The sequence below is a fragment of the Pseudoalteromonas tunicata genome (genome assembly GCF_002310815.1).
GTDB lineage: Bacteria > Pseudomonadota > Gammaproteobacteria > Enterobacterales > Alteromonadaceae > Pseudoalteromonas > Pseudoalteromonas tunicata.
Window position 1 is genome coordinate 1,124,655 of the sequence record NZ_CP011032.1, and the last position, 23,083, is coordinate 1,147,737.

Sequence of the window (23,083 nt, forward strand, 5' to 3'; positions counted from 1 at the left end):
GTTAAGTTAACGAAAGAGTAAATTAATACTTAGGATCATGAGGAAGGTGCAGGTCGATTAAAATAAGGACTGCACTTTTGCCACCCCATTCAAGCGGTGCTTGATGCATCGCAATTACATCAGGGTGCTGCACTAAATAGTGCGGTACTTTGTTTTTCAGTACTTGCTGACCTATGCCATGCATTACACATGCACAGTGAATATGCTGTTTTTTGCAGGCGCTGATTAAGGCGACTAGCTCTGCTTTGGTATCTTCTTTATTTAAGCCATGTAAATCTAAAATAAGCTCAGGCGGAAAGTCACCGCGGCGTAATTGTTTGGCTAAAAAGCTATCGTGACCTTCTTTGACGTATGACAAAACCGCTTTGCTATCAATATTTGGCTCGTATTGGTCAGAAAAGAAAAACTCAGCCTGTTCAAGCTTAATTTGTTTAGCTTGAGTGCTGATGGTATTTTTTTTTGTTGGCCGAGAGAAATGAATTTTGTCTTGTTTAAAGGCACGCGCACCTGCTATTTCTTGGCGAAATAGGGCGAGTTCATCAGCGTCAATAGCGGGAGTCTTTTTCATGGCGCGCAGTGTAAACAAAAAAATGTAAAAAATCGAGGTGAATGAGTACCTCGCACCTTTGTTTTGACGCTACAATAGGCGTTCAATATTGGATCTTAAAAGTGTATTTCTCATGACTGAACAATTTTTATCGGCCGCACAACTAGACGAAGCTATCTCTGATTTAAAAACTATTAATGATTGGTTACGCTGGAGTGCTAGCCAGTTCTCAGCTGCTGGGCTCTTTTTTGGTCATGGTACTGATAACGCATGGGATGAAGCCGTGACGTTATTGTTGCCGACTTTATCGTTACCAATTGATACACCTAAAGAATTAGTTAATACCCGTTTAACTCAATCAGAAAAAGAAACCCTTGCTCAAGTGGTTGCAGAGCGGGTCAATAACCGCACTCCTGTGGCTTATTTAACCAATCAAGCTTGGTTTGCCGGCTCACCATTTTATGTTGATGAGCGTGTTTTAATTCCGCGTTCGCCATTTGCAGAACTGATTGAAAAGCGTTTTGCACCGTGGTTAAGCGAAGACCAAGCGGTACATCGTATTTTAGATATGTGTACTGGCTCTGCGTGTATTGCCATTGCACTAGCCGAAAAATTTGATGATGCGCAAGTAGATGCGGTGGATATTTCAACCGATGCATTAGATGTAGCCGATATTAATATCAGCGATTATCAAGTTGAAGACCGAGTTTTCCCTATTCAATCGGATGTTTTTTCGGGTGTTATCGGCCAAAAATACGATTTAATTATTGCCAATCCACCGTATGTTGATGCCGAAGATATGGCAGATTTACCAAACGAATTCCACCATGAGCCAGAGCTTGGTTTAGCATCTGGGGTTGATGGCTTAGACGTAACACGTAGAATTTTGGCCGGTGCTGCTGAACATCTAAACGATAACGGTTTGTTATTTGTTGAAGTGGGTAATTCTATGGTACACATGGAAGATATTTATCCAAATGCTGAGTTTGAGTGGATTGATTTTGAAAAAGGCGGCTTAGGCGTGTTTGTTATTTCAAAAGAAGCGCTAATTCGTAGTATCGAAGATTAATTTAACGCACAGCTTGATGCGCTCAAGCTGTATTTCAGTGGCATGACATTTTTTGGGGATGAGGTAAAAAATGGCAGGTAATAGTATTGGACGGCTGTTTTGTGTCAGCACCTTTGGTGAAAGCCATGGGGTTGCGCTTGGCGGTGTAGTAGATGGGTGTCCTGCGGGATTGGAAATTAGCGAAGCCGATTTACAAATCGATTTAGATCGCCGTAAACCGGGGCAAAGTCGTTATACCACCCAACGTCGTGAAGACGACCAAATTAAAATTTTATCTGGCGTATTTGAAGGTAAAACCACGGGTACGAGTATTGGTTTATTGATTGAAAATACCGATCAGCGCTCGCAAGATTACGGCAAAATTAAAGATGTTTTTCGCCCAGGCCATGGCGATTATAGCTATTGGCACAAATACGGCGTACGTGATTATCGCGGTGGTGGTCGCTCATCTGCGCGCGAAACCGCCATTCGGGTTGCGGCGGGGGCCATTGCTAAAAAATACTTAAAACAGTATCACGGCATTGAAGTTAAAGCCTGTTTAAGTCAACTTGGGCCAATTAAAGCCGAGGTTATTGACTGGTCAGAAGTTGAAAACAATTTATTTTTCTTTCCTGACTCAAGCAAACTAGACGCCCTTGATGAATACATGCGCGAGCTTAAAAAGTCCGGCGATTCCATAGGCGCTAAAGTGCTGGTGGTTGCCACAGGCGTGCCAGTAGGATTAGGCGAGCCAGTATTTGATCGCTTAGATGCTGAAATTGCCCACTCTTTAATGAGCATTAATGCGGTTAAAGGGGTCGAAATTGGTGACGGTTTTGCGGTGGTTGAGCAAAAAGGGTCTGAGCACCGAGATGAATTAACACCACAGGGTTTTACCTCAAATCATGCTGGTGGCACGTTGGCTGGGATTTCAACAGGGCAAGATATTATTGCCTCGATTGCGCTTAAGCCCACCTCAAGTATCACCATTCCCGGTAATAGTATTAATACCAGCAATGAATCGGTTGAAATGATCACTAAAGGTCGCCACGACCCATGTGTCGGCATTCGCGCGATCCCAATTGCAGAAGCGATGCTCGCGATCACCTTAATGGATCATTTGCTGCGTCAACGCGGGCAAAACCCTCATGTGAATTTAGCGCATGGCCCAATACCGGGTTCAATTAAATAAGCAAAGTTTAGATTTTAAAAGAGACGCGTTAAGCGTCTTTTTTATTGACTAGGGTTTGGTAGCGTTCACTGAGTTGTTTTGCTTGTGCGCTGGATATTGGATTTAACGGATGCAAGGCGCTAATTAAAACAATCGCAATGCTGGGTAAAGCCGGTAAAAAAGGGGCTTTAATTTGCTCTGCGTATTGCGACTGACTAATATCTGCCATCGCGGTAATGGCTAAACCGTGATCAACAATCCCATTGAGCACACTGGCGCTGGCACAATTGGCAACAATATGAAACGGTTGCGATAATTTTAGCAGCCCTTCAACAGCCGCTTGGTGAAATTTACAATCTTTTTGAAATACCACAATTGGCAAACTGTGTTCAGGTTTTAGCTTAAATTGTGGGTGCTTAAGCCACACTCCTTGAGCCGTTTGCAGCAAATAGCCTTCTTCACTATTGGGCGCGCGCGTCACAATTGCTAAATCTAACAGGCCTTGGTCGAGCTGCTCACGTAACACAATGCTCGATGCGGTACTAATACTAAGCTCAAGATTTGAAAATTCTTGATGCAACAGCGCAACTACGTCTGGTAAGACTCGCTTGGCATAATCATCAGGGCAACCTAAACGCAGCATTAGGCGTTGCTTAGGTTGTTTAATATTAAGCACACTTTGGTCGTGAAGATGCACCAGTTGTTTTGCATCGCGAGCAAGTAATAATCCTTCAGCAGAAAGCACCAAGTTGCGGCCATGTTTGATAAAGAGCGTTTTGCCAAGCTCTTGTTCTAGCTTTTTCATTTGCATACTAATGGCCGATTGGGTGCGGTGAATTTGTAATCCAGCTCGGGTAAAACTGCCTGTTTCAACAAAGGCCAGCAAGGTGCGAAGGGCTTCAATATCCATCAGGTTCCTTAAACTAACCTATTTGATTTATGAATAGGTTATATCAAAATAAAGCGTTAGTAGCACAGCAAAAATTGCTTTAATTTAGTCTTAATCTCACCACAAGGAAATGATAATGCAACTTTATATAGGCAATAAAAATTACTCGAGTTGGTCACTGCGCGCATGGTTAATGCTTGCGAAATCAGGTGTTTCATTTGATGAGGTCATGCTTGAATTAGATACTCCTGAATTTTATCAGACCCTTGCGCCTTTGACTCCTAGCCAAAAAGTGCCGCTGTTAATTGATAATGACATCACAGTTTGGGATTCGTTAGCGATTTGCGAATATATCAATGATGCTTATCTAAATGGCACTGCATGGCCTGAGGATTTAGCTGAGCGTGCCAAAGCACGCGCGCTTGCAGCTGAAATGCATTCGGGATTTTATGCGCTGCGCAACGAAATGCCGATGAATATTCGCGCTACTCGTCATGTTGAACTCAGTGAGGCTGCGCTCAAAGATATTGCTCGTATTGATACCATTTTCGCAGAGCAAATGCAGCAGGTTCATCGCGCGCAAGGTGGTTGGTTATTTGGCCAATGGTCAATTGTTGATTGCATGTACGCCCCAGTGGTTTTAAGGTTAAAAACCTATCAAATAAATTTAAGTGACGATGCAACTTGTTATCTTAATCACGTATTGGCATCTGAGGTGCTAAAGCGTTGGATTGACGCTGCGTTACTGGAAACAACAATGGTGCAAGCCGACGAAGCGGGCACTGATGTATAATCTAGCTTAGGTAAAATCAATGCAAAAAGCCGAGCTTAGCTCGGCTTTTTGCCTGTTAATGGGGACTAGAATTAACGAGCTCACTTTTACTTTGTAGTGAAAAATCCGTACAATCGCCAGCAGTTTTATCACCTATGAGCTGCGCTTTGATGCGTTGCTACTGCAAGCAATGAGTATTGAGCCCAATAGGCTCCTTTTTGAAGAAGTAAGAGATGAAATTTAAACTAGGTTTGATTGTAAATCCTTTTGCTGGACTTGGTGGTTCGGTGGCCTTAAAAGGCAGCGATGGCGCACAAACGGCTGCCAAAGCACTCGCACTCGGTGCAGAGCCCAAAGCCAACATACGAACCAAAGCAGCGCTCGATGTTTTATTACCGTATCAGCATGAAATTGAGATATTTACTGTGAGCGGCGAGATGGGTGAAACCATAGCAAACGAATTAGGTTTTAATACTCAAGTTATATATCACGCCGACATACCTTCAACAGCAGCAGATAGCGAAGAAGCGGCTCGTTTGCTCAAATCTCAGGGTGTTGATTTAATTTTATTTGCAGGTGGCGATGGTACAGCACGAAATATTTGTTCGGTTGTTGCTGATGCGTTGCCAGTACTTGGCGTACCTGCAGGCTGTAAAATTCATTCTGGCGTATATGCAATTACCCCAAAAGCAGCAGGCCGTGTGGTTGAACTTTTAGTTAAAGGTGAATTAGTGACCTTAACCGAAGCGGATGTAATGGACATAGACGAAGATGCGTTTCGCCAAGGTACAGTAAAAGCAAAACGTTATGGTGAAATGCAGGTACCGTGTGAATTGCGCTATGTGCAAGCCGTTAAAAACGGTGGCAAAGAAACCGATGAACTGGTATTGGCTGACATCGCCGCTTATGTTGTATCGCAAATGGATGAAGATTGGCAATACATCATGGGCTCTGGTTCAACCGTTGGCGCTGTGATGGCCGAAATGGGCTTAAATAATACTTTGCTTGGGGTTGATTTAGTGGATGATCAAAACCTTGTGGCGAGTGACCTCACAGCTGCCCAATTACTTGATTATATTGCACAAAAGCCAACTAAACTTATTATCACTTTAATTGGTGGCCAAGGGCATATTTTTGGTCGGGGTAATCAACAATTAAGTCCTGCGCTTATTCGTACCCTAGGCAAAGAAAACATCATGGTTATTGCAACAAAAACTAAGCTTCAGGCACTGAACGGTCGCCCATTGATTGCCGATACTGGCGACAGTCAATTAGATGATGAGCTCAGTGGATTTATTAATGTTATTACCGGATTTAACGATCACGTGTTGTATCGCGTTGGTCATCAAGAGGAAATATAAATGTCGTACCTTGAATATGTAGAAAGCGCCCAGCAATTTTTTGATAACTTGGTTGAGCATGCAAGCGATGACGAATTGTTTGCCGGCGGCTATTTAAGAGGTCATTTTGATTTAGCGGTTGGTTATGCTCAAGTAGATGAACAAGCACTAACCATCGAAGAGCTTAATGCCAATATCGAAAAAAGCTTAGTTAAAGCCTACCATAATGGTGAACTCAACGATGACGACAAGCGTCACGTGGTAGTTATTTGGGAACAAATTAAAGCGTTAGTAGCCTAATCTTCACACCAGAGTGTTACTTAAGTTAAATGCTCTGGTGGTTTTTTATTGTTCGATGACAAAAATAGCTTGAAACAGCACCTAAAAAGATAGAAATTTTTGCTAGATTATTGTTTTTAAAACATTTCCCTTCTTAAAATCCCCGTCTATAGTTAAGTTAAAAAGAGCGATAAATTAGATTGCAGTTAACACCTTTTGCGTGAATAATTGCGCCAATTTTAGACGTGTCGCTTTTTGTAAAAACAAAGGCTTAAGGAAATTTTATGGGTGATTTAATTGGGATTGCGATACTCATTGCGATCAGTGCATTGTTCGCAATGTCAGAAATTGCAATTGCGGCGGCACGCAAAATTAAATTGCGGGTGATGGCTGAAGAAGGCGATGTCAAAGCGCAAGCCGTGTTAACACTGCAAGAAAACCCAGGGGCATTTTTTGCCATGATCCAAATTGCCCTTAACGCCATTGCGATTATGGGTGGTATTGTTGGTGAGCAAGCTTTAAGTCCTTATATTGCTGAGTTTGTTAGTTTATTTTATGTTGGGCCTTTAGCTGAACAAATTAGCTTTTTCTTCTCGTTTTTTGCTATCACTTCACTGTTCATTCTCTTTGCTGATTTATTACCAAAACGAATTGCGATGATCATGCCTGAAACCATGGCAATGAAATTAGTCTTATTGATGAACGCGGTTACTTACGCGCTCAAACCTCTGGTTATTTTATTTAACGGTATTAGTAATTTAGTACTTCGAATTATGAATTTACCCACTGAGCGTGAAGAAATTGTCACTACCGAAGATATTGTGGCGATGATGGATGCAGGTGCAGAGTATGGCAGTTTGCAACAGCAAGAATATCACTTAATAGGTAATGTATTTGAGCTTGAAGGGCGCACTTTACCGACTGCAATGACCACTCGTGAGTATTTGGTGTATTTTGATATTGATGATGACAGTGAAACAATTAGCGCCAAAATTTTAGAGCATCCACATAATCACTTTTTAATATGTGACGGTAGCCTTGATAAATTAGTTGGTTCAGTGGAGTCAAAAGAGATTTTGCGTCAGTTACTTAAAGGCGAACCCGTGAGCTTAAAAGAGGAAATTATAGATAAAGATTTGTTCTATTTACCCGAAACCCTGACTTTATCTGAAGCGCTTAATGCGTTTAAAGCCGCAGCTCGACCATTTGCCATTGTAGTGAATGAATATGCCATGGTGGTTGGCATGGTCACGGTAAAAGATTTAATGAGTAGTTTTATGGGTAATTTAGTCACGTTTCATGGTGAGGAGCAAATCGTACAACGAGATGCAAACTCTTGGTTAGTTGATGGTGCCACACCGATTGTTGATTTAATGCGTTTACTTGAAATTGAATCCTTTCCAAACAATAGCCAATACGAAACAGTGGCTGGCTTTTTAATCTATATGCTTAAACGGTTAGCAAAACGCACAGATTACGTAATTCACGAAGGATTTAAATTTGAAGCCATTGATGTTGAGGGAATACGCGTTGAGCAATTGCTCGTATCAAGAGTGGTCGAAGCTGTGATAATACCGGATGAGAAAATTAGCTAATAGTTTCGTTGCGGTGAGAACTGAGTTTTCTATACTGAGTACCAAGGGAGGATTTTTATGGATAGATCATTACTTGATACACTCAAAAGAAGAAACTATTTCACTGATAAAGGTGTTTACCAAGACTTTTTAGAATATATAGTCAGCATTAGCGACAGTAATATTGGCTATTTACATTTATTTGATGAACAAAGTCAGCAGCTTGTATTGAATGTTTGGTCTAAATCGGTATTAGAAAATTGCGCCGCAAGCTACAATAACCATTATCCACTCAAAGAGGCCGGGATTTGGGCTGATGCAATTCGAAAACGTCATACCGTGGTACATAACAGCTATCAACAACAAGCAAGTGCCCAAGGCTTGCCAAAAGATCATTTTCCATTAGATAACCACGTTGCTTTTCCATTATTTTTAAATGAGCAAATAATTGCTGTGTTGGGGATTGGCAATAAAAATGGTCAATATAGTCAAGAGGATATTGCGTTTATTGAAAGTAAAATAGCCGATACTTGGTTATTAGTTCGTTTGAAGTTGGCCAAAATTCATGAGCGTGAAGCCGAACTTGAGACTGCGTTTAGCCGTCAGAGTAGCCATCAAGTATTACTTGAAATGCTAAAAGCGATTTCCCATGCCTTAGAGCTACGTGATTTATATACTTCAAATCATCAAAAAAATGTCGCTTATATTTGCACTGAAATTGCAAAAGTACTGCTGTTACCTGAAAAGCAAAGTGTTGGTTTGTATGTTGGGGCACTTATCCATGATATTGGTAAAATGATCATTCCCAGTGCGATTTTAAATAAACCTGGAACTTTAAGTAATGAAGAGCTGGCTTTATTAAAAACCCATCCAGGGAATGGTGAGGAGATTTTTAAAGAAACGCTCTTTCCTTGGCCAATTAAAGAAATGATCAGCCAGCATCATGAGCGTATTGATGGTTCTGGTTATCCGTCTGGTTTAACTGAACATGAAATTTGCCTTGAAGCGCGGATCATTGCAGTGGCTGATACCTTTGATGCGATGGCCAATGATAGACCTTATCGAAAAGCGCCGGGTAAAAGTAAAGCAATTGAGGAAATAAAAAGAGGGCGGGGGTTACTGTATGACTCTTATGTGGTTGATGCATTTTTAAAATGTATCCTCGATAACCCTACCTTTGATGGGACTTATCCAGATTAATTTTACCAACCTCTGGGTTATTACTTTTTAAGAGTTCCACTTTGCTTAAACTGCTAAAGGTCGATGATTTAGCAAATACAAGAGTAAAAAAAACCAGTGCAAGTGAGCACTGGTTTTTTTATTAATTATAACAAGCTAATTACTTATTACGTGGCGCACGAGGCCCGCGTTTTTCAACGGCTTTAGCACGATTGGCTGAAGCTGGTTTATCGTAATTGTGTACTTTTTCAGTGCCATGGGCTTTATCATGACTATGGTTTTTATCGTTGTGTAAAACCAAGTTCATTGGGCGTTTGCAAATAAACACTTTTTTGAAATGCTGGAGTGTTTCTGCTGGCATATTCAGTGGTAATTGCACTGTACTGTGATCATCAAATAAACGAATATCACCAATAAATTTACTTGGAATATCAGCTTCATTGGCAATCGCACCAACAATGTTTTTCACCTGAACACCATGCTCACGGCCGATATCGATACGGTAAGTATCCATTGGGCCATTTTCGCTGTTGCGACGTTCACGGGGTTTATCTGAATCACGACGCGGTTCACGTGGTGCACGCTCTTCGCGACGAGCACGGCCATCACGCTCTGGGCGAGCACTGCGTTCACGTGATTTTCCATCGCGGTCATTACGCGCTTCACGATGAATAGCCACTTCTTTAACTTTAATCGGTGCACTTTGCTGAGCTAAGTACAATAATGCACCCGCTAAATCAGTACCAACTAAGCCTAATTGTTCAGATAACTTTTCAGCTAATTCATTGTAAAAAAGAATGTCTTTTTGCTCTGCACTTGCAGCGACTTTAATTGCTAGTTGTTGAATGCGTTTTTCTTCAACTAATGCAGTGCTTGGCATATCAACATTATTAATGGTTGATTTGGTATGCTGAATAATATTGCGTAATAAATGACGTTCATTATGTTTTACGAATAAAATTGCTTTACCTGTACGACCTGCACGGCCGGTACGACCAATACGGTGCACATACGCTTCAGAATCTTGTGGGATATCGTAATTGATTACTAATGATAAACGGTCAACGTCTAAACCACGAGCAGCGACATCGGTTGCAATAACAATATCAAGTAAGCCATTTTTTAAACGCTCAACAGTACGCTCACGGGCTTGTTGATTCATATCACCATTAAGTGGTGCAGCAGAGAAACCAGCTTGTTCAAGTAGCTCGGCAATTTCAACGGTATCGTTACGTGTGCGCACAAATACAATGGCACCGTCATAGGTTTCAGCTTGTAAGAAACGGATAATAGCATTGTTTTTATGGGTATTGGCTTGCCAATAAACTTGTTCAACACTTTCTACTGTGCTGTTACGCGCAGAGATATGAACATGTTCAGCATCTTCTAAGTAAGTGCTGCAAATCTTTTGAATTTGTTGTGGCATAGTGGCCGAAAACAAACACGTTTGTTTTTGTTTCGGTGTTTTTGCCATGATGGTTTCAACATCTTCAATAAAGCCCATGCGGAGCATTTCGTCGGCTTCATCAAGCACAAGTGCTTTTAGATGATCAAACTTAATTGTGCCACGGTTTAAATGGTCAATTAATCGACCTGGAGTCGCCACAATGACTTGAGGGCCATTACGTAAACCACTCAGTTGCACGTTATAGCTTTGGCCACCATATAATGCTAATACGTTAATGCCTTTAATGAATTGGGCGTATTGCTCAAACGCTTCAGCAACTTGAATTGCGAGCTCACGAGTCGGTGCAAGTACTAGTACTTGAGGGTGTTTAACTGTTGCATCGATGTTATTAAGTAACGGCAAAGCAAACGCTGCGGTTTTACCCGTGCCCGTTTGAGCCAGTCCGAGAACATCCTTACCATTTAATAAAAAAGGAATACACTGCGCTTGGATTTCAGAAGGCGTAACATAACCTAGTTTTTCGACGGATTTTAAGATTTCAGGAGATAAGTTTAAGGATGAAAAAGTAACTGGTTCGGACATTAAAGCGCCTCAGAAGTTGAATAAGGCGCAGATTATACAGGAGTTGGCTTCATTATGCTTGTGAATTTAACTCCACATTGGCCGCAAGACCGCATTTTTATTGGTATAAACCCAAATTAGCTTTGGCATAAGCTTCAAAGTCTGTAAAACCACCAATGTGTTTTTGGTCGAGAAAAATTTGCGGTACAGTCTCAACAGGTACACCCGCTGATTTTTCGAGATCGGCTTTTGAGATCCCTTCTTTAATGATATCAACATACTTGAAACTAAAGTCATCACGTTCGTTACTTAGTTTAGTGGCAAGCTCTTTTGCGCGAACACAATATGGGCAGCCATCACGGCCAAAAATTACAGTAAACATTGAATATCCTCTTTCGTTTTGATGTGGAGAGTATTATTGAAATGATGTTCAAAATAAACTCAATTAAATCGATGTCACCGCACTAAAAAATAGATGGCTTAAAAAATCAATAATAGAAGGTGTCATTTATGTTCGAGGAAAAATAAGAGTAAATGTGGTGCCAACTCCAACGGTCGATTCAATTTGAATATCAACATTGTGCGACTGTAGAATTGCAAAACTAACCGAGAGGCCTAAACCAGTGCCAACGTTGACAGGTTTTGTGGTAAAAAAAGGATTAAAAATCTGCCGTTGAGTTGCTTCATCCATACCGCATCCAGTATCGGTGATAGTGATTGTATGTTGCAGGACATTACTTGAAGCTGCAATTGTTAACTGCCCTCCATTTGGCATTGCTTGGGCTGCATTAACGAAAAAGTTAACAAAAACCTGCTGTAATTTACCGTAGAAACCTAAAATTATTAAAGGCGGATCTTCAGGGATAAGCATTTCAACTTTATGATCGTATTTTAATGAGTTCCACACCACTTTAAGAGAGTCATCGATACATTTAGCGAGAGACATTTTTTGTGCGTCACCGCCATCGTCAGCTCGTGAAAATGACTTTAAGCTATCGACAATTTCTTTAACTCGGTTGACACCTTGTAAAGTGGTCGGGACAAGTTGATTTAAATCTTGTTCAATAAATTCAAAATCACGTTCTATTTTAATTTGATTGATTTTATCGTGTTGCTCTTCAGGGATTAGAGTCTCAATAGCATGAAGTAAACCGTTATATTCATCTATATAATCGAGCAAGGTTGTTAAATTGCTTTTGATGTAGGCTAAAGGATTGTTTATTTCATGGGCTACTCCTGCAGCGAGTTGACCCAATGATGCCATTTTTTCACTTTGTAGTAGCTGTTTTTGTGTTTTGTGGAGTTCGTCATAGGTTGTTTTTAGTTTTGCGTAATTTCTCTGGAGTTTTTCTTCGGTTTTACGGCGAAATATTGCAGAAGTTAGCTGCTTAATAGCGGTATTAATAGTTTGAAAAAATTCAGTTTTGTTTTCAATTTTATCTAAAGCGATGGCAATTAAGCCTGATTCAGTGGTTGAAAGAGGATAAACGACACTTAATAGTTCTTTACTGACTGCAAGCTGTTTCATGGAGTAAAAAAAACAATTTTCGTATTCTGTAAACTGCCATTCATCATGATTTGTGTTTTTAAACTGGATAATATAAGACAGCATTGCATCATTGAGCTTAAATTCGTTCCATGCATTTTGCTCTACTTTGAGCAAAGCACTCGATAGTTCCGGTTGTTCATGGTGATATTTAATATGAAATGCATATTTATAATCAATCAGCTTCAAAACATGTTCAATAAAGGCTATGAGCAGTTCATCCAGAGATTTTTCTGACAAAATGTCAGAAGTCAGATAGGACAAAAATTGTAAGTGAACTTGCTTACTTGAGGCTTGCTCATAAGCCTCCATTAATAATACTTTTGACTCATAGGCGCGATGGCTAAATTCTTCAAGTTGCAGTTCAACTTGCATTCGAGAACGCTTTTCTCTAAGAAGCGCCTTTTCGGTTGCAACTAGTTGAGCTTGAAGGTCGTGATTAGTCATGTAAAGTCACTACTAGTTTAAATTTCTCAGGATTGTCGCTCGGTGTAATAATCACATTAGCTTTTTGCTCAAAGTGATTTGCTGCTCCTTCAATTAACCCTTTGGCTAAATAGCCCATACCACGAGATGATAAATAATCTATACAGAGGGTGTTCTCATCAATTTCAACACAATTAAGAGAGGGCGTTTTTGCTTCAGGATCGAGTTTTTTAACTTCAACATGAACAATAGTATCGATGGAAAATAAGAACTCTTTTAGATTATCAATTAGCTTAACCGCAGCAGGGCTTTTGGAAAATAAGGTTGGGAAAAGCCAGCGGCCAAATTCAAGCTGCATTTGTATCGGGTCACGCTGGCAATGCTCGCATGCTGAGCTAAAGAGCGTCATAAATTCACTATCAGAATAGGTCATAGTGCCAACATAACTGCCATCTGCTTCTAAAGCTGTTGCGTCAAGCACATTTTGCCACACAACTAAACCAAATGCTTCACCGATAAAATCTGCAAAATTAGTAAAGATTATTCCTTTCATACAGTATTCCTTTGTTCATCAAGTTGTAATCTCAATTGGGTGTTTTCACTTTTTAGTTCAGTTAATTCGACTATTAGCGCTATGATGTCTTTAAGTTCAAAGTTATCCCAAGGCTTAGACAAAATTATTCTCGCAACCTCATCGCTGATAGCTTGTTGGCATTGCTCCATATCGGCATAGCCGGATAATAAAATTCGGCCCATATGGGGATAAAGTTCACGAATTTTTTTTAGTAATTCTATTCCACTCATTGTGGGCATGCGAATGTCTGAGATTACTAGGTCAACGTGTGTTTGATTTAGTAAATCTAATGCTTCATGCGCATTGTTAGCTGTGCTTAATTCATACTGCTTTCGCAAAATGCGACTTAAGGCAATGAGTACTTCAGGCTCATCATCTACTAATAATATATGTGCCATAGACACCTCCAAATTTTATGATAGATGAAATCTTAAAAAGTGCTTAATTTGTAATATGTTGATATATTTTAGCTTGTTAAATATTGACATTCTTAAAGTGAAATTTTGATACTTTTTTATGAAGCATCAAGTTTAAAATAAGATTGTTTTAAACTTAATTGCCCGTTTTGTTATGTTAGAAGGGATTAAAAGCACTCAATTGGGCTTAGATAGCCTTATTTTTTAATTGCGCTTTCATTTCAACAGCTGCCAGTGCATATCCACCATTAGAGCCATCTAAAAAGTGAGTATGATTTTTATTGTAATCTGTAACGATACAAGTGATTAAACTATGTTGACTGGTGTGCATACCAAATACGATTTTTCCTTGTTGATGATACATTTCCAGCAGATCTCGTAGCCTTTGATATTGCTGCTCGGTGCCAGAAATAACCATGCGTAAGACTTCATCAAATTTTTGAAAGTCGCTGTTTAAAACTAAGTTTTGTTTGTAAGCCCCCCAATCTGTTTTATCGGTTTGAACATTTCGTGACATCACCCAAATTCCGACTAATCGTAAAACCTCTAGTCGTGCAAGGTATTTGAGCATTTGCCAACGTGAGTGTAAGTAATTACGAATTTTACTTTCGATAGATAGCAGTTTTACCGAAGCGGTGAGTGATAATTGGTTTTCTTGTAAAGGATGATATTGCTGCCAGTCACCATAAATGCGTTTAATGTGCTCAATGATCTCTTTATAGAGTTGTTCTTTATCATGCTCATTGGTGCTTAATGTTTGTACGAGCAAGCTCACATTGTGTTGATGTGGGCTTGGCACTTCATTCCAGCGACATTCAAAGCCTTCAAATAGATTACTATTTTGAGTGGCATCAGCGCGAACTAAGTAAGGATTATCAGGTGAAGGGTCTTTAATTAACTTTTCGGCAAATGCCAATCCTGTGCCTTTAAACATTGCTTGTTTAAAGTCAGCATGAGGCTGGTATTTGGCAATAAAAACATCGCAGCCATGGGTTCTAAGCTCGGCAATTGAAACTAATCCAATCCTTAGTGATAGCTTAAATTGTTGCTTTGCTAAAACCTGACACGCCGCTAGCGCTTGGCAGGTTTCATCATAATGATATTTTGGAATACATGCAGTTGAACCATCACCGCCAAAAACATAAGGAATATCAAACTTTTTTAGGGTGTTGATCAGGGCCACTATGGTCATCACCCCTAGCGCATTTACTTCTTTATAACGACCTTGTTTAATGGCTTCAGTAGAGTTAGCGACATCAGCAACGACTACAAACCACTCATCAGGCAGGGCTTTATAATGCTGGCTATTGGTAAATTCTTCAAATAGTTGAAAGCTTTTTAAGTCTTGGTAAAAATTTTGCTGCCTTGGCATTTTATTCCTATTTAAAGCTATGTGTTGCGTAATAAACATTACGTTTTTTTAAGTTTGATAGCCTAATCATAACTGTAAATTTTTTAAATATTTTTTATTTATTCCCTTGAATTCAATTTTGTTGACCTTATTTAGTTAGTTAAGAGTGCCTAAGGGGCTCTTAAATACCCGACCTGTTATGGTCTTATTATTCGTCAGTTCATTATGAATGGCACAAATTTATATCGCTTTATATGAGGATATCATTATGCGTACAGTAGACTTATCACCACTTTATCGTTCTTTTATTGGTTTTGATCATTTAGCATCATTAATGGATGCGGCGGCTCGTACCGACAAGCAACCAAGTTTTCCTCCTTACAACATCGAATTACTTGCTGAAGATAAATATTTGATCACTATGGCTGTAGCTGGTTTTGTTGAAAGTGAATTAAGTATTGAAACTGAGCAAAATACGCTCAAAGTTTCTGGTGTCAAAGTAGATAAAGATGCAGAGAAAGTAGAGCGTCGTTTTATTCACCAAGGTTTAGCTGAGCGCAATTTTGAACGTAAGTTCCAACTCGGTGACCATGTTAAAGTGATGTCGGCTAATTTAGAAAATGGGCTGTTATACATCGACCTAGAAAGAGAAATACCAGAAGCACTTAAGCCGCGTAAGATAGAGATTGGCGCAAGTAAATTATTAGAAAACGTTAATTAAGCTTTTTATTTCTCCCTCCCCAACCAATTTGAACGCTTGTCAGTGACAGGCGTTTTTTATAACCAGCTAAGCGTAATTTTATCAATGTTTACTTAATCTGGGTTCTTGATAATAGATTAACCAACATTTTTAATTAAAATCAAATATCTAAGTTATTCTTCATTTATCAGAGATTTTTAGGCCAAGCTAGATAGAGGTGTTAATAGGACTCAGTTGTATCTGAATTGAGGCTGTTAGGATTGATAATACCTGCCTGTGATAGATTTATTATCCAGAATTTAGGTTATTTAACCTGGGAGGGAGCAAAATTAAACTGAGCTTGTAACTAGGCTGAGGGCTCTGATTTTGGAAAAATACGATATTTTATTATTTATTTTTTTTAGTTTATAAGATTTTAATTACCAATCCAGTAATTGTATAAAATAGTAAAGCTGATTTAAATGTGCTTTATAGCTTAAATCTATCAAAGAGTTATGCTCAATGTTATATGTGTTAGCAATACAAAAATTAAATAAGACTTATTTTATTTTTACCTTTATTCTTGCTTATATACATGGCCTTGTCTGCTGTACTAATCAGCATTTGAGGATTTTGTTCTCCGTGCCAAGTTGTAACTCCAATACTGGCCCCGACATGAACATTGTGTGGCGTATCATTGACCGAAATGACGATAGGCTCATTAATTAAACTGAGTTTTTCTTCAAGTAACTCCAATACTTTTTCATCAGGATGGCATTCGACTAAAACCCAAATAAATTCATCCCCGCCAAGGCGAGCGATAAAATCAGATGCCCGTTTATTTTGGTTTAATCGATTAGCAACAGCGATTAAGACGTCATCTCCTGCTTGATGACCAAAATCATCATTAATTTCCTTAAAACCATCAAGATCGAGCATGACCACATTGATAGAGAGTCTTTTGCGCTGAGCGTTATTAATCTGAGTTGTTAAATATTGAAATAATGCAGAACGGTTTGGTAGCCCTGTAAGTGCGTCGAGCCACACTTGTTGTTGGATTTTGGTCAGTAAGGTATGTCGCTCAATCGCATATGAAATGGCCCGTGACAAAATAGCACTATTGGCTTGTGATTTTGGGATGTAGTCTTCGGCGCCGAGTTTTATTGCTTTTTCACCTATGTCTTCATCGTGCACCCCTGTAAATACAATTACGGGAATATCAGCAATTTGATGGCGAAAGTGAGTTAAAGTCTCAAGGCCCTGTGTTTGTGCAAGACCTAAGTCGAGTAGAATTAAGTTTACACTCTCATGCGCTATCGTTATAAATGCTTCTTCAAGTGTTTCTGCGTGGAGCAATAAATAAGTTTTACGTAAATCTTTCGCAAGCATCTGTTTAACAAGGTAAAAGTCATCATAGTTGTCTTCAATTACTAAAATTGTTGAATCAGCATCATGATTTTTGAGCGTTATTTTCGGTGCTGTTAACATCAAATCGTCCTTATATTCGTTGTAAATGAACTTATGAAATACATCGTTCAATCCTTTGCTTTTAACGTAACGGTGTTGAGCCAGTATTCACATAGCTGTTGCATAATTTTTACTGTTTGTGCAAAAGTTCCTGGCTTAATGATAAACGAGTTTGCCCCAAGTAAATAAGACTCCTCCACATCGCGATCGGAGTGAGAGGTCGTGAATATAATGCAAGGGATAGTGCTTAATGTAGTAGATCCTTTGAGTTTTTTTAAAACATCTTTACCACTTATCATCGGCATATTGAGATCGAGTAAAATAAAGTCCGGTAAAATAGGGTCCGAATGATTTAAGTGGCTAAATAAGCGCTCACTTGATTCAAAACCAACTAGCTCAACATTAAAATCAAGCTGTTGCATTGCTCTTCGTACTAAATATTGATCATCAGGGTCATCATCAATGAAAAATATAATTGGAGAATGTTTCATATTTTCTCTTCTATGGGCAATATAACTGTGAATGTTGTCCCTTGGTTACAGTGACTCTCAACCTTAATTTCACCTCCATGGGCTTTGATTATTTGCTTACAAATAGCCAACCCCATTCCGTATCCTTTCACTTTAGCTGATGCTAAGCGTTTGAAAGGTTGAAAAATCTCACTCGCATATTTCTCATCAAAACCAGTTCCATTATCCGAGACGCGAATTGTTAGTTCCTGCTCACTCAGCTCATGGCTAAATTTGACTATTGGCTGGAGCTCAGCCTGTTTATAGCGAATGCTGTTGGTAATGAGATTACGAAGTACTTGCAAAAAGCTATTTAAGTCAGCATAAATAGTAAAGTCTTGTTCTAAAATTAAGTTACAGTCAGACTCCATAATTAGCTCTGACAAGTCTTCTCTTATGATGGCGAGTAAATCAGAAAAGCGAATTGGCTCTTTATTAAGCTGATGCTTAGAGTAGCGCGATAACTGCAATAGGCTATGGATCATACCGCGCATTCTTGATGCTGCATCGGTCAAGCGACTTAGTTCATACTCAGCATCTTCATCATCTAATTTTCCCTTGAGACGTTCGCTTAAACTATCTGAAAATGCACTAATTTTACGAAGCGGTTCCTGTAAATCATGGGATGCAGAGTAGGCAAACTTTTCTAATGCTAGATTCGATTCTGCCAAAGCTTGTTCGACAGCTTTACGCTCTGAAATATCCTCCACCACAGAAATAAAGTGGCTTGGATTGTGGTACTCATCGCGCACCACAGATACAGTTAAAAAAGCCCATATAATTTTGCCATTTTTACAAATATAGCGCTTTTCCATTGAGTACTGGGCAAATTCATCGGCGAGCAATTGTGCTACTAATTCCAAATCTATATTTAGGTCTTCGGGATAAGTGATATTTTGAAAGTTAAAAGAGAGTAGCTCATCGTGGCTGTAACCTAAAATTTCGCATAATTTTCGATTTGCTTTTAGCCAAGTACCGTCGAGGCCAACATGAGCGATTCCTACTGCTGCTTGCTCAAAAGTAGTATAAAAATCCTGCGCGAGAGCTTTTATTTTGTCCCGCTGCTGTTTTTGCTCGCTGACATCAAAAAAAGTACCAATAATTTCACTTACTTGTCCTTGTTCATCAAAGGAGTACGGGGAGTCTTTTGATAAGCACCAAATCCATTGGCCTTGCGCGTGTTTTATTCTAAATTCTAAGCCTTGAGCCTCTTTGTTTTTATTGACTGTCAGGGTGTTGTAATGTGAGCTCAGTTTGGTTTGATCATCTGGGTGGAACAGGGTAAAAAGGTGATGTTGATATTGAATTTGGTTCAGTTGCTCAAAACTATACCCTGTTATTTCACTGTATTGTTCGTTGATAAAAGTGATTTTTTGATTATGAATGTTGTAAATAAATATCGCGCACAATGATTTGTTTAAGACGGCCTTCAAAAAATGACTTTTTTGACTAAATTGCAACTCAAGTTCTTTGAGTTGATTAATATTGGTTAGGGTTCCCGACATTAATAATGGTTTATTATCAGTATCATAGATTGTTTTCCCTCGGGTTCTGATCCATTGGTATTGCTGATTTTCAGATAAACCTCGGTAGGTCACATCGTATTTCTCTTGATATTTTAAATGCCGATCTAACGCTTCAAATACTCGGGCTTTATCATCAGGATGAACATGAGCTTGCCATAGGCTGAAGTCAGGTTTAATAACATCAGGATCGTAGCCTAGCATGCGCATTGAGCGATTTGAGTACCAGACATCGTTGGTTTGCACATTCCACTCCCAAATACCATCTTCGGTTGCATCAATTACTCGTTGTAATCGATTGGACTTTTCGAATACAAAATTATGTTCATTATTCGGAGTACTAACCGAATTTACTGATGCAAAAGCGTGTTTTTCATTCTCAAAATTATGCACAGATAAATTGATTTCAACCCAAATTTCATCCCCATTTTTTGTTTTACCACGCACAGTTCGCCCTTGTGCCATGGCATGGCCTTGGATTGGCTTTTTAAAATAACTATCGGTTAATACATGATGGAATTTTGCTTGTTCATCAAGTAATAAACAATGCAGTGGTTTACCTATAAGTTCGTCTGTGTCGTATTTAAATAATTGCTCGAAGGCTTTATTTGCAACACGAATAATATGATTTGCATCAACAACTAACAGACCTGCAGGTTGAAGCTCTAATGAAAATTTGAAAATCGCTTCGGCTTTTTGGGCTTGCTCAAGTTGAGAACGGCGTGATTTTTCATGCTCTGCCTTGCTAATTGCTTGTTCTAATTGTTTTGGGGATGGAATAGCAATTAAGGTATTAATATTTTTAAATAAAACAAAGGCGGTGATCACAGAAACGATTGCGGTAATTGCTTTTGCAATGCCATGAAGCCCATAGCTGCCATGCCAAATTGTATAAATACCAAATAAATGGGTAATGCCACAACATAAGATAAAAAGCGCAAAAAGCACAAAAATACGTTTAAATTTTAGATCTACACGTTTGCGTACAAAAATAAACAAAGCTATCGGGATTGAAAAGTACGCAGAAGCAATCAGTAAATCGGAAATGACATTGGTCCATAAAATGGCGGGGTGCCATAAATAGCAATGGCCATGCGGCATGTAATTGGGATTAAAAAAACCATTTAGTGTTTCTATCAATGCACTTTCCCTGTCAATAAACGCTCTAGTAAGGAGTTTAGACTACCGCGCAGATTTTGTTTTTTATTTAATCAAATCAATATTTCAGCTACAAAGAATGTTTTGACTTTGGTGTGAGAGCAGAACGTGAATATAAAAGTTGCCGTTTTTTTTGGGAGTGCCCTGCACACTAGCAGGGCTAATTTTTATTTTATTGGATGAAGTACGACACAAGTGCGCAACTTATCATTTCCAAACTGCGACATTTTATCGAAGTCAGTGCGGGCGATGGGTAAATGTTGGCAATCGAGCGGATCTGGACGTGCTTCATCGGGATCGGGATCATGAACATATAAACACACATCATCAATAGCTGTGACTGCAACCCAGTGAGGGACTTTACGACCATCCATTCGATAGGTACTGATTAAAATAATAATCGCACACCCTTGCTGCAGCCAAAGTTCAACTTGTTGTTGGCTAAAATCTTGATATTGCGTTGTAATATTTAATGCTGCTGCTTTTGTTCTAAACTGTACTTCAACCACGGTCATGATATCTTTTTTGTTTTGGGTGCGAACACCGTCAATGAAAAGAGGGCGCTCATGATTAATATAGGTGGTTACGTCAAAGCCTCTTAATTTTGCCGCAATAGCCAAGCCAAGAGGGTGGCAGCCACCGTGACCGGAGGTCATGAAAATAGTCGTGGCCTCACGCCAAATATCGAGTTCTAACGGTTGTGAAGGCGCAAGTTCTGGTAATAAACTGGCCATTGCCATCATTAAAGATGATGGACCACAGGTAAACTCGGTTGTTTGTTGATACCAAGGAACAGGTTTGGGTTGTTTGGCTGGCGCTAAGTTACGGATCCGCTTTTGCATTCGCAGCGCATCACTTTGGTCATGATAATAATGACTGTATTCACCAAACTTTTTGTAACCGAGCTGCTGATAAAGGGCAATCGCCGCGGCATTTGGTTTTGCAACTTCAAGACGCATAAATAAACGACCAGATTCAGCAGCCGCTTCTTCGAGTGCCAGCAATAATTGTTTAGCTAGCCCTTGGCCTCTGGCATGGGGGGCAACAGCAAGAGAATAGAGCCTTGCCAGTCGAGTACCTTTATGTAGCAGTACTAAACCGTATGCATCGAGCTGCGTTTGACCTTTAATAACATAAATTAAACTGTGGCCCGACTTTAACCAGCGGTTAAAACTTCGTCGACTAATTTTGTCGGCGTTAAAACTGGCATTTTCTAACTTGACTAGCGCATCTAAGTCTTCAAGCGTGGCGGGGCGAAGCGACATATGGACTGATTTTCCTAACGAAAAAAATATAAATAAATAGCATAGCATTTGCTAGTGTGCGCTGGAGTTTTTAGCTTGTAAAGGTGATTTTAATTCACAGTCATGATCAAATCTTATGCTTAAGAAAAAATAATTTATTCAATAAAATAAATGAGTTATTTAAATTGATTAAAGATAAAAATCACGCTATATAGCTGTTTTAGAATGAATGGCTTAGCTGGTGTGCTCGTTTGTTTAAATGAGATTTGCACTTGCTCTGATAGCTCTTAATAGGACGATTTATGGGTATTTTACCAAAACAATTAGAGCAAGAAGCGATAGCGCACGGCTTACCGAGTTCGTTTATTAATCTGTTAAACTTATTACTGCGAAGCCCAAGTGTGGTGGGTTCCGAGCATTCTTTTTTTCGAGTATTACAACGAGAGTTAGAAGAACGTGGCGCAAACGTTACTTGGTACGAAGGGGTATTGGTTGCGCAAGGTTCAGATCCACATAGTATTATGTTTTCTGCACATATCGACCGCCATGGTTTAGTCTGTACTGGTCCAAATGAGTTTCAATATGCTGCATTTGTGTCCGGTGCCCGCTCTGATTTACTCGGTAATTCTGTTAGCGAGCAGTTGATGAAAAAAATCGTCGAGCGTTTTTCATCAGGCGATTTATATGCTTATGAACCTTGGTCGGGTGCGTATCGTGGCAAAGGCGAAATCACTGGCACTTATGTTTGTGAGCATCGTAATAATTTAATTTTTGAAGTTGCGGGACTTGAGCATTTAGTCGCCGGTACGCCTGTGGCATTTTTAGATAAACTTAAAGTCACCGAGGAAGCCTTAGTTGGGCAATTAGATAACGTATTGACTGCTGCGGCGTTGGTTTATTTATTTGAACTTGGCTTTCAAGGCACTGCTTTTTTCACCGCGCAAGAAGAGGCGGGTAAAAGTTGGCGTTATTTACTTGAATGGTTCCGTCGTTTCGGTGGCTCTACTAATCAGCTTATTGTGGTTGATACTAGCCCGTATCCAGATTTACCAACGGCTCAATTACAGCATTTGGTATTACGTAATAAAGATGCTAATGCTAGTTTTAACGTGGCATTAACAAAGAAACTCGCACAAGTGTGTAAAAAACATAAACTCAATGTACAGTTTAAAGATGAGTATGTTGAATCACTTAATGAGCAGCGTGTTGCAAGAGGTGATGAACCTTCTTCACTTGGTTCAACCGAAATGGGGCGAATTATTGCGGCCTCTAGTGGTTTGGTGGATGGCACCACGCTACAAATACCGACTTCGGGTTATCACACAATGGAAGAATCTGCGCCACTTCAGTCGGTGCAAGGATTTATTGCGGTGTTGATGGCTCTTTCTAATTTAAAGTAAAAAACTAAAGGAATTATTTTAA

General features: G+C 39.5%; 21 protein-coding genes. 9 read left to right on the top strand and 12 right to left on the bottom strand.

Annotated elements, in window-relative coordinates:
- Nucleotides 1-22 precede the first annotated feature (22 nt).
- Nucleotides 23-568: an endonuclease SmrB gene (gene smrB, locus PTUN_RS05170; protein ID WP_009838643.1), complete on the bottom strand. Its 546-nt coding sequence runs from the start codon at nt 566-568 to the stop codon at nt 23-25.
- Nucleotides 569-680: 112 nt separating this feature from the next.
- On the opposite strand from smrB, the gene prmB reads away from it, so the two are divergent.
- Together prmB and aroC are read left to right on the top strand one after the other, a co-directional pair.
- On the top strand, nt 681-1,616 hold the full coding sequence (gene prmB, locus PTUN_RS05175; RefSeq protein ID WP_009838644.1) for a 50S ribosomal protein L3 N(5)-glutamine methyltransferase: 936 nt from the start codon (nt 681-683) through the stop codon (nt 1,614-1,616).
- A 70-nt stretch (nt 1,617-1,686) separates the two neighbouring features.
- A complete protein-coding gene (gene aroC, locus PTUN_RS05180) occupies nt 1,687-2,787 on the top strand; it encodes a chorismate synthase (RefSeq protein ID WP_009838645.1) in 1,101 nt (366 codons plus the stop codon).
- 28 nt (nt 2,788-2,815) lie between these two features.
- Here aroC and PTUN_RS05185 read toward each other — a convergent pair whose 3' ends face one another.
- Nucleotides 2,816-3,676, bottom strand: coding sequence for a LysR family transcriptional regulator (locus tag PTUN_RS05185; protein ID WP_009838646.1), 861 nt, complete (start codon nt 3,674-3,676; stop codon nt 2,816-2,818).
- A 115-nt stretch (nt 3,677-3,791) separates the two neighbouring features.
- On the opposite strand from PTUN_RS05185, the gene PTUN_RS05190 reads away from it, so the two are divergent.
- The 5 genes from PTUN_RS05190 (at nt 3,792) to PTUN_RS05210 (ending at nt 8,820) form a co-directional block, all read left to right on the top strand.
- Nucleotides 3,792-4,448, top strand: a complete 657-nt coding sequence (locus tag PTUN_RS05190; protein WP_009838647.1) for a glutathione S-transferase family protein — start codon at nt 3,792-3,794, stop codon at nt 4,446-4,448.
- A 212-nt stretch (nt 4,449-4,660) separates the two neighbouring features.
- Nucleotides 4,661-5,788: an ATP-NAD kinase family protein gene (locus PTUN_RS05195; protein WP_009838648.1), complete on the top strand. Its 1,128-nt coding sequence runs from the start codon at nt 4,661-4,663 to the stop codon at nt 5,786-5,788.
- On the top strand, nt 5,789-6,067 hold the full coding sequence (locus PTUN_RS05200; protein ID WP_009838649.1) for a YfcL family protein: 279 nt from the start codon (nt 5,789-5,791) through the stop codon (nt 6,065-6,067).
- Nucleotides 6,068-6,330: 263 nt separating this feature from the next.
- A complete protein-coding gene (gene paeA / locus PTUN_RS05205; RefSeq protein WP_009838650.1) occupies nt 6,331-7,641 on the top strand; it encodes a polyamine export protein PaeA in 1,311 nt (436 codons plus the stop codon).
- A 57-nt stretch (nt 7,642-7,698) separates the two neighbouring features.
- Nucleotides 7,699-8,820 carry an HD domain-containing phosphohydrolase gene (locus PTUN_RS05210; RefSeq protein WP_009838651.1) on the top strand — a complete coding sequence of 374 codons (1,122 nt, stop codon included), beginning with the start codon at nt 7,699-7,701 and terminating at the stop codon, nt 8,818-8,820.
- A 139-nt stretch (nt 8,821-8,959) separates the two neighbouring features.
- Here PTUN_RS05210 and PTUN_RS05215 read toward each other — a convergent pair whose 3' ends face one another.
- From PTUN_RS05215 to PTUN_RS05240, 6 genes are all read right to left on the bottom strand, one after another.
- Nucleotides 8,960-10,789, bottom strand: a complete 1,830-nt coding sequence (locus PTUN_RS05215; RefSeq protein ID WP_009838652.1) for a DEAD/DEAH box helicase — start codon at nt 10,787-10,789, stop codon at nt 8,960-8,962.
- 97 nt (nt 10,790-10,886) lie between these two features.
- Nucleotides 10,887-11,150, bottom strand: coding sequence for a GrxA family glutaredoxin (locus tag PTUN_RS05220; protein WP_009838653.1), 264 nt, complete (start codon nt 11,148-11,150; stop codon nt 10,887-10,889).
- A 126-nt stretch (nt 11,151-11,276) separates the two neighbouring features.
- Nucleotides 11,277-12,761 (bottom strand): sensor histidine kinase, encoded by a 1,485-nt coding sequence (locus PTUN_RS05225; protein ID WP_009838654.1) that lies wholly within the window; start codon nt 12,759-12,761, stop codon nt 11,277-11,279.
- Nucleotides 12,754-13,293 (bottom strand): heme NO-binding domain-containing protein, encoded by a 540-nt coding sequence (locus PTUN_RS05230; protein ID WP_009838655.1) that lies wholly within the window; start codon nt 13,291-13,293, stop codon nt 12,754-12,756. Before PTUN_RS05230 ends, PTUN_RS05225 begins: the two co-directional genes overlap by 8 nt.
- Complete coding sequence (locus PTUN_RS05235; protein ID WP_009838656.1) at nt 13,290-13,712, bottom strand: response regulator; 423 nt, start codon at nt 13,710-13,712, stop codon at nt 13,290-13,292. The genes PTUN_RS05230 and PTUN_RS05235 overlap by 4 nt, the downstream gene beginning before the upstream one ends.
- 205 nt (nt 13,713-13,917) lie before the next feature.
- A complete protein-coding gene (locus PTUN_RS05240) occupies nt 13,918-15,102 on the bottom strand; it encodes a DUF3095 domain-containing protein (protein WP_009838657.1) in 1,185 nt (394 codons plus the stop codon).
- 247 nt (nt 15,103-15,349) lie between these two features.
- Here PTUN_RS05240 and PTUN_RS05245 point away from each other — a divergent pair, with 247 nt between their 5' ends.
- The gene (locus PTUN_RS05245; protein WP_040643965.1) at nt 15,350-15,802 is read left to right on the top strand and encodes an Hsp20 family protein; all 453 of its coding nucleotides are present in this window, start codon (nt 15,350-15,352) and stop codon (nt 15,800-15,802) included.
- Nucleotides 15,803-16,309: 507 nt separating this feature from the next.
- Here the strand turns inward: PTUN_RS05245 and PTUN_RS05250 are convergent.
- From PTUN_RS05250 to PTUN_RS05265, 4 genes are all read right to left on the bottom strand, one after another.
- Entirely contained in the window at nt 16,310-17,248 is a 939-nt protein-coding gene (locus tag PTUN_RS05250) for a GGDEF domain-containing protein (RefSeq protein ID WP_009838659.1), read from the bottom strand.
- Between the two features lie 47 nt (nt 17,249-17,295).
- A complete protein-coding gene (locus tag PTUN_RS05255) occupies nt 17,296-17,718 on the bottom strand; it encodes a response regulator (protein ID WP_009838660.1) in 423 nt (140 codons plus the stop codon).
- Complete coding sequence (locus tag PTUN_RS05260; protein WP_040643939.1) at nt 17,715-20,399, bottom strand: PAS domain-containing sensor histidine kinase; 2,685 nt, start codon at nt 20,397-20,399, stop codon at nt 17,715-17,717. Before PTUN_RS05260 ends, PTUN_RS05255 begins: the two co-directional genes overlap by 4 nt.
- 185 nt (nt 20,400-20,584) lie before the next feature.
- A complete protein-coding gene (locus PTUN_RS05265) occupies nt 20,585-21,682 on the bottom strand; it encodes a GNAT family N-acetyltransferase/peptidase C39 family protein (RefSeq protein ID WP_009838662.1) in 1,098 nt (365 codons plus the stop codon).
- 281 nt (nt 21,683-21,963) lie between these two features.
- Here PTUN_RS05265 and PTUN_RS05270 point away from each other — a divergent pair, with 281 nt between their 5' ends.
- Nucleotides 21,964-23,061, top strand: a complete 1,098-nt coding sequence (locus PTUN_RS05270; RefSeq protein ID WP_009838663.1) for a hypothetical protein — start codon at nt 21,964-21,966, stop codon at nt 23,059-23,061.
- Nucleotides 23,062-23,083 lie beyond the last annotated feature (22 nt).

What these genes read in the sequence shown, in the direction of transcription:
- PTUN_RS05230 (WP_009838655.1), bottom strand. Translation starts at nt 13,293, where the DNA reads ATGAAAGGAATAATCTTTACTAATTTTGCAGATTTTATCGGTGAAGCA.
- PTUN_RS05190 (WP_009838647.1), top strand. Translation starts at nt 3,792, where the DNA reads ATGCAACTTTATATAGGCAATAAAAATTACTCGAGTTGGTCACTGCGC.
- PTUN_RS05240 (WP_009838657.1), bottom strand. Translation starts at nt 15,102, where the DNA reads ATGCCAAGGCAGCAAAATTTTTACCAAGACTTAAAAAGCTTTCAACTA.
- PTUN_RS05225 (WP_009838654.1), bottom strand. Translation starts at nt 12,761, where the DNA reads ATGACTAATCACGACCTTCAAGCTCAACTAGTTGCAACCGAAAAGGCG.
- PTUN_RS05195 (WP_009838648.1), top strand. Translation starts at nt 4,661, where the DNA reads ATGAAATTTAAACTAGGTTTGATTGTAAATCCTTTTGCTGGACTTGGT.
- PTUN_RS05270 (WP_009838663.1), top strand. Translation starts at nt 21,964, where the DNA reads ATGGGTATTTTACCAAAACAATTAGAGCAAGAAGCGATAGCGCACGGC.
- PTUN_RS05245 (WP_040643965.1), top strand. Translation starts at nt 15,350, where the DNA reads ATGCGTACAGTAGACTTATCACCACTTTATCGTTCTTTTATTGGTTTT.
- paeA (WP_009838650.1), top strand. Translation starts at nt 6,331, where the DNA reads ATGGGTGATTTAATTGGGATTGCGATACTCATTGCGATCAGTGCATTG.
- PTUN_RS05210 (WP_009838651.1), top strand. Translation starts at nt 7,699, where the DNA reads ATGGATAGATCATTACTTGATACACTCAAAAGAAGAAACTATTTCACT.
- PTUN_RS05200 (WP_009838649.1), top strand. Translation starts at nt 5,789, where the DNA reads ATGTCGTACCTTGAATATGTAGAAAGCGCCCAGCAATTTTTTGATAAC.
- aroC (WP_009838645.1), top strand. Translation starts at nt 1,687, where the DNA reads ATGGCAGGTAATAGTATTGGACGGCTGTTTTGTGTCAGCACCTTTGGT.
- smrB (WP_009838643.1), bottom strand. Translation starts at nt 568, where the DNA reads ATGAAAAAGACTCCCGCTATTGACGCTGATGAACTCGCCCTATTTCGC.
- PTUN_RS05185 (WP_009838646.1), bottom strand. Translation starts at nt 3,676, where the DNA reads ATGGATATTGAAGCCCTTCGCACCTTGCTGGCCTTTGTTGAAACAGGC.
- PTUN_RS05235 (WP_009838656.1), bottom strand. Translation starts at nt 13,712, where the DNA reads ATGGCACATATATTATTAGTAGATGATGAGCCTGAAGTACTCATTGCC.
- PTUN_RS05215 (WP_009838652.1), bottom strand. Translation starts at nt 10,789, where the DNA reads ATGTCCGAACCAGTTACTTTTTCATCCTTAAACTTATCTCCTGAAATC.
- prmB (WP_009838644.1), top strand. Translation starts at nt 681, where the DNA reads ATGACTGAACAATTTTTATCGGCCGCACAACTAGACGAAGCTATCTCT.
- PTUN_RS05255 (WP_009838660.1), bottom strand. Translation starts at nt 17,718, where the DNA reads ATGAAACATTCTCCAATTATATTTTTCATTGATGATGACCCTGATGAT.
- PTUN_RS05250 (WP_009838659.1), bottom strand. Translation starts at nt 17,248, where the DNA reads ATGTTAACAGCACCGAAAATAACGCTCAAAAATCATGATGCTGATTCA.
- PTUN_RS05220 (WP_009838653.1), bottom strand. Translation starts at nt 11,150, where the DNA reads ATGTTTACTGTAATTTTTGGCCGTGATGGCTGCCCATATTGTGTTCGC.
- PTUN_RS05265 (WP_009838662.1), bottom strand. Translation starts at nt 21,682, where the DNA reads ATGTCGCTTCGCCCCGCCACGCTTGAAGACTTAGATGCGCTAGTCAAG.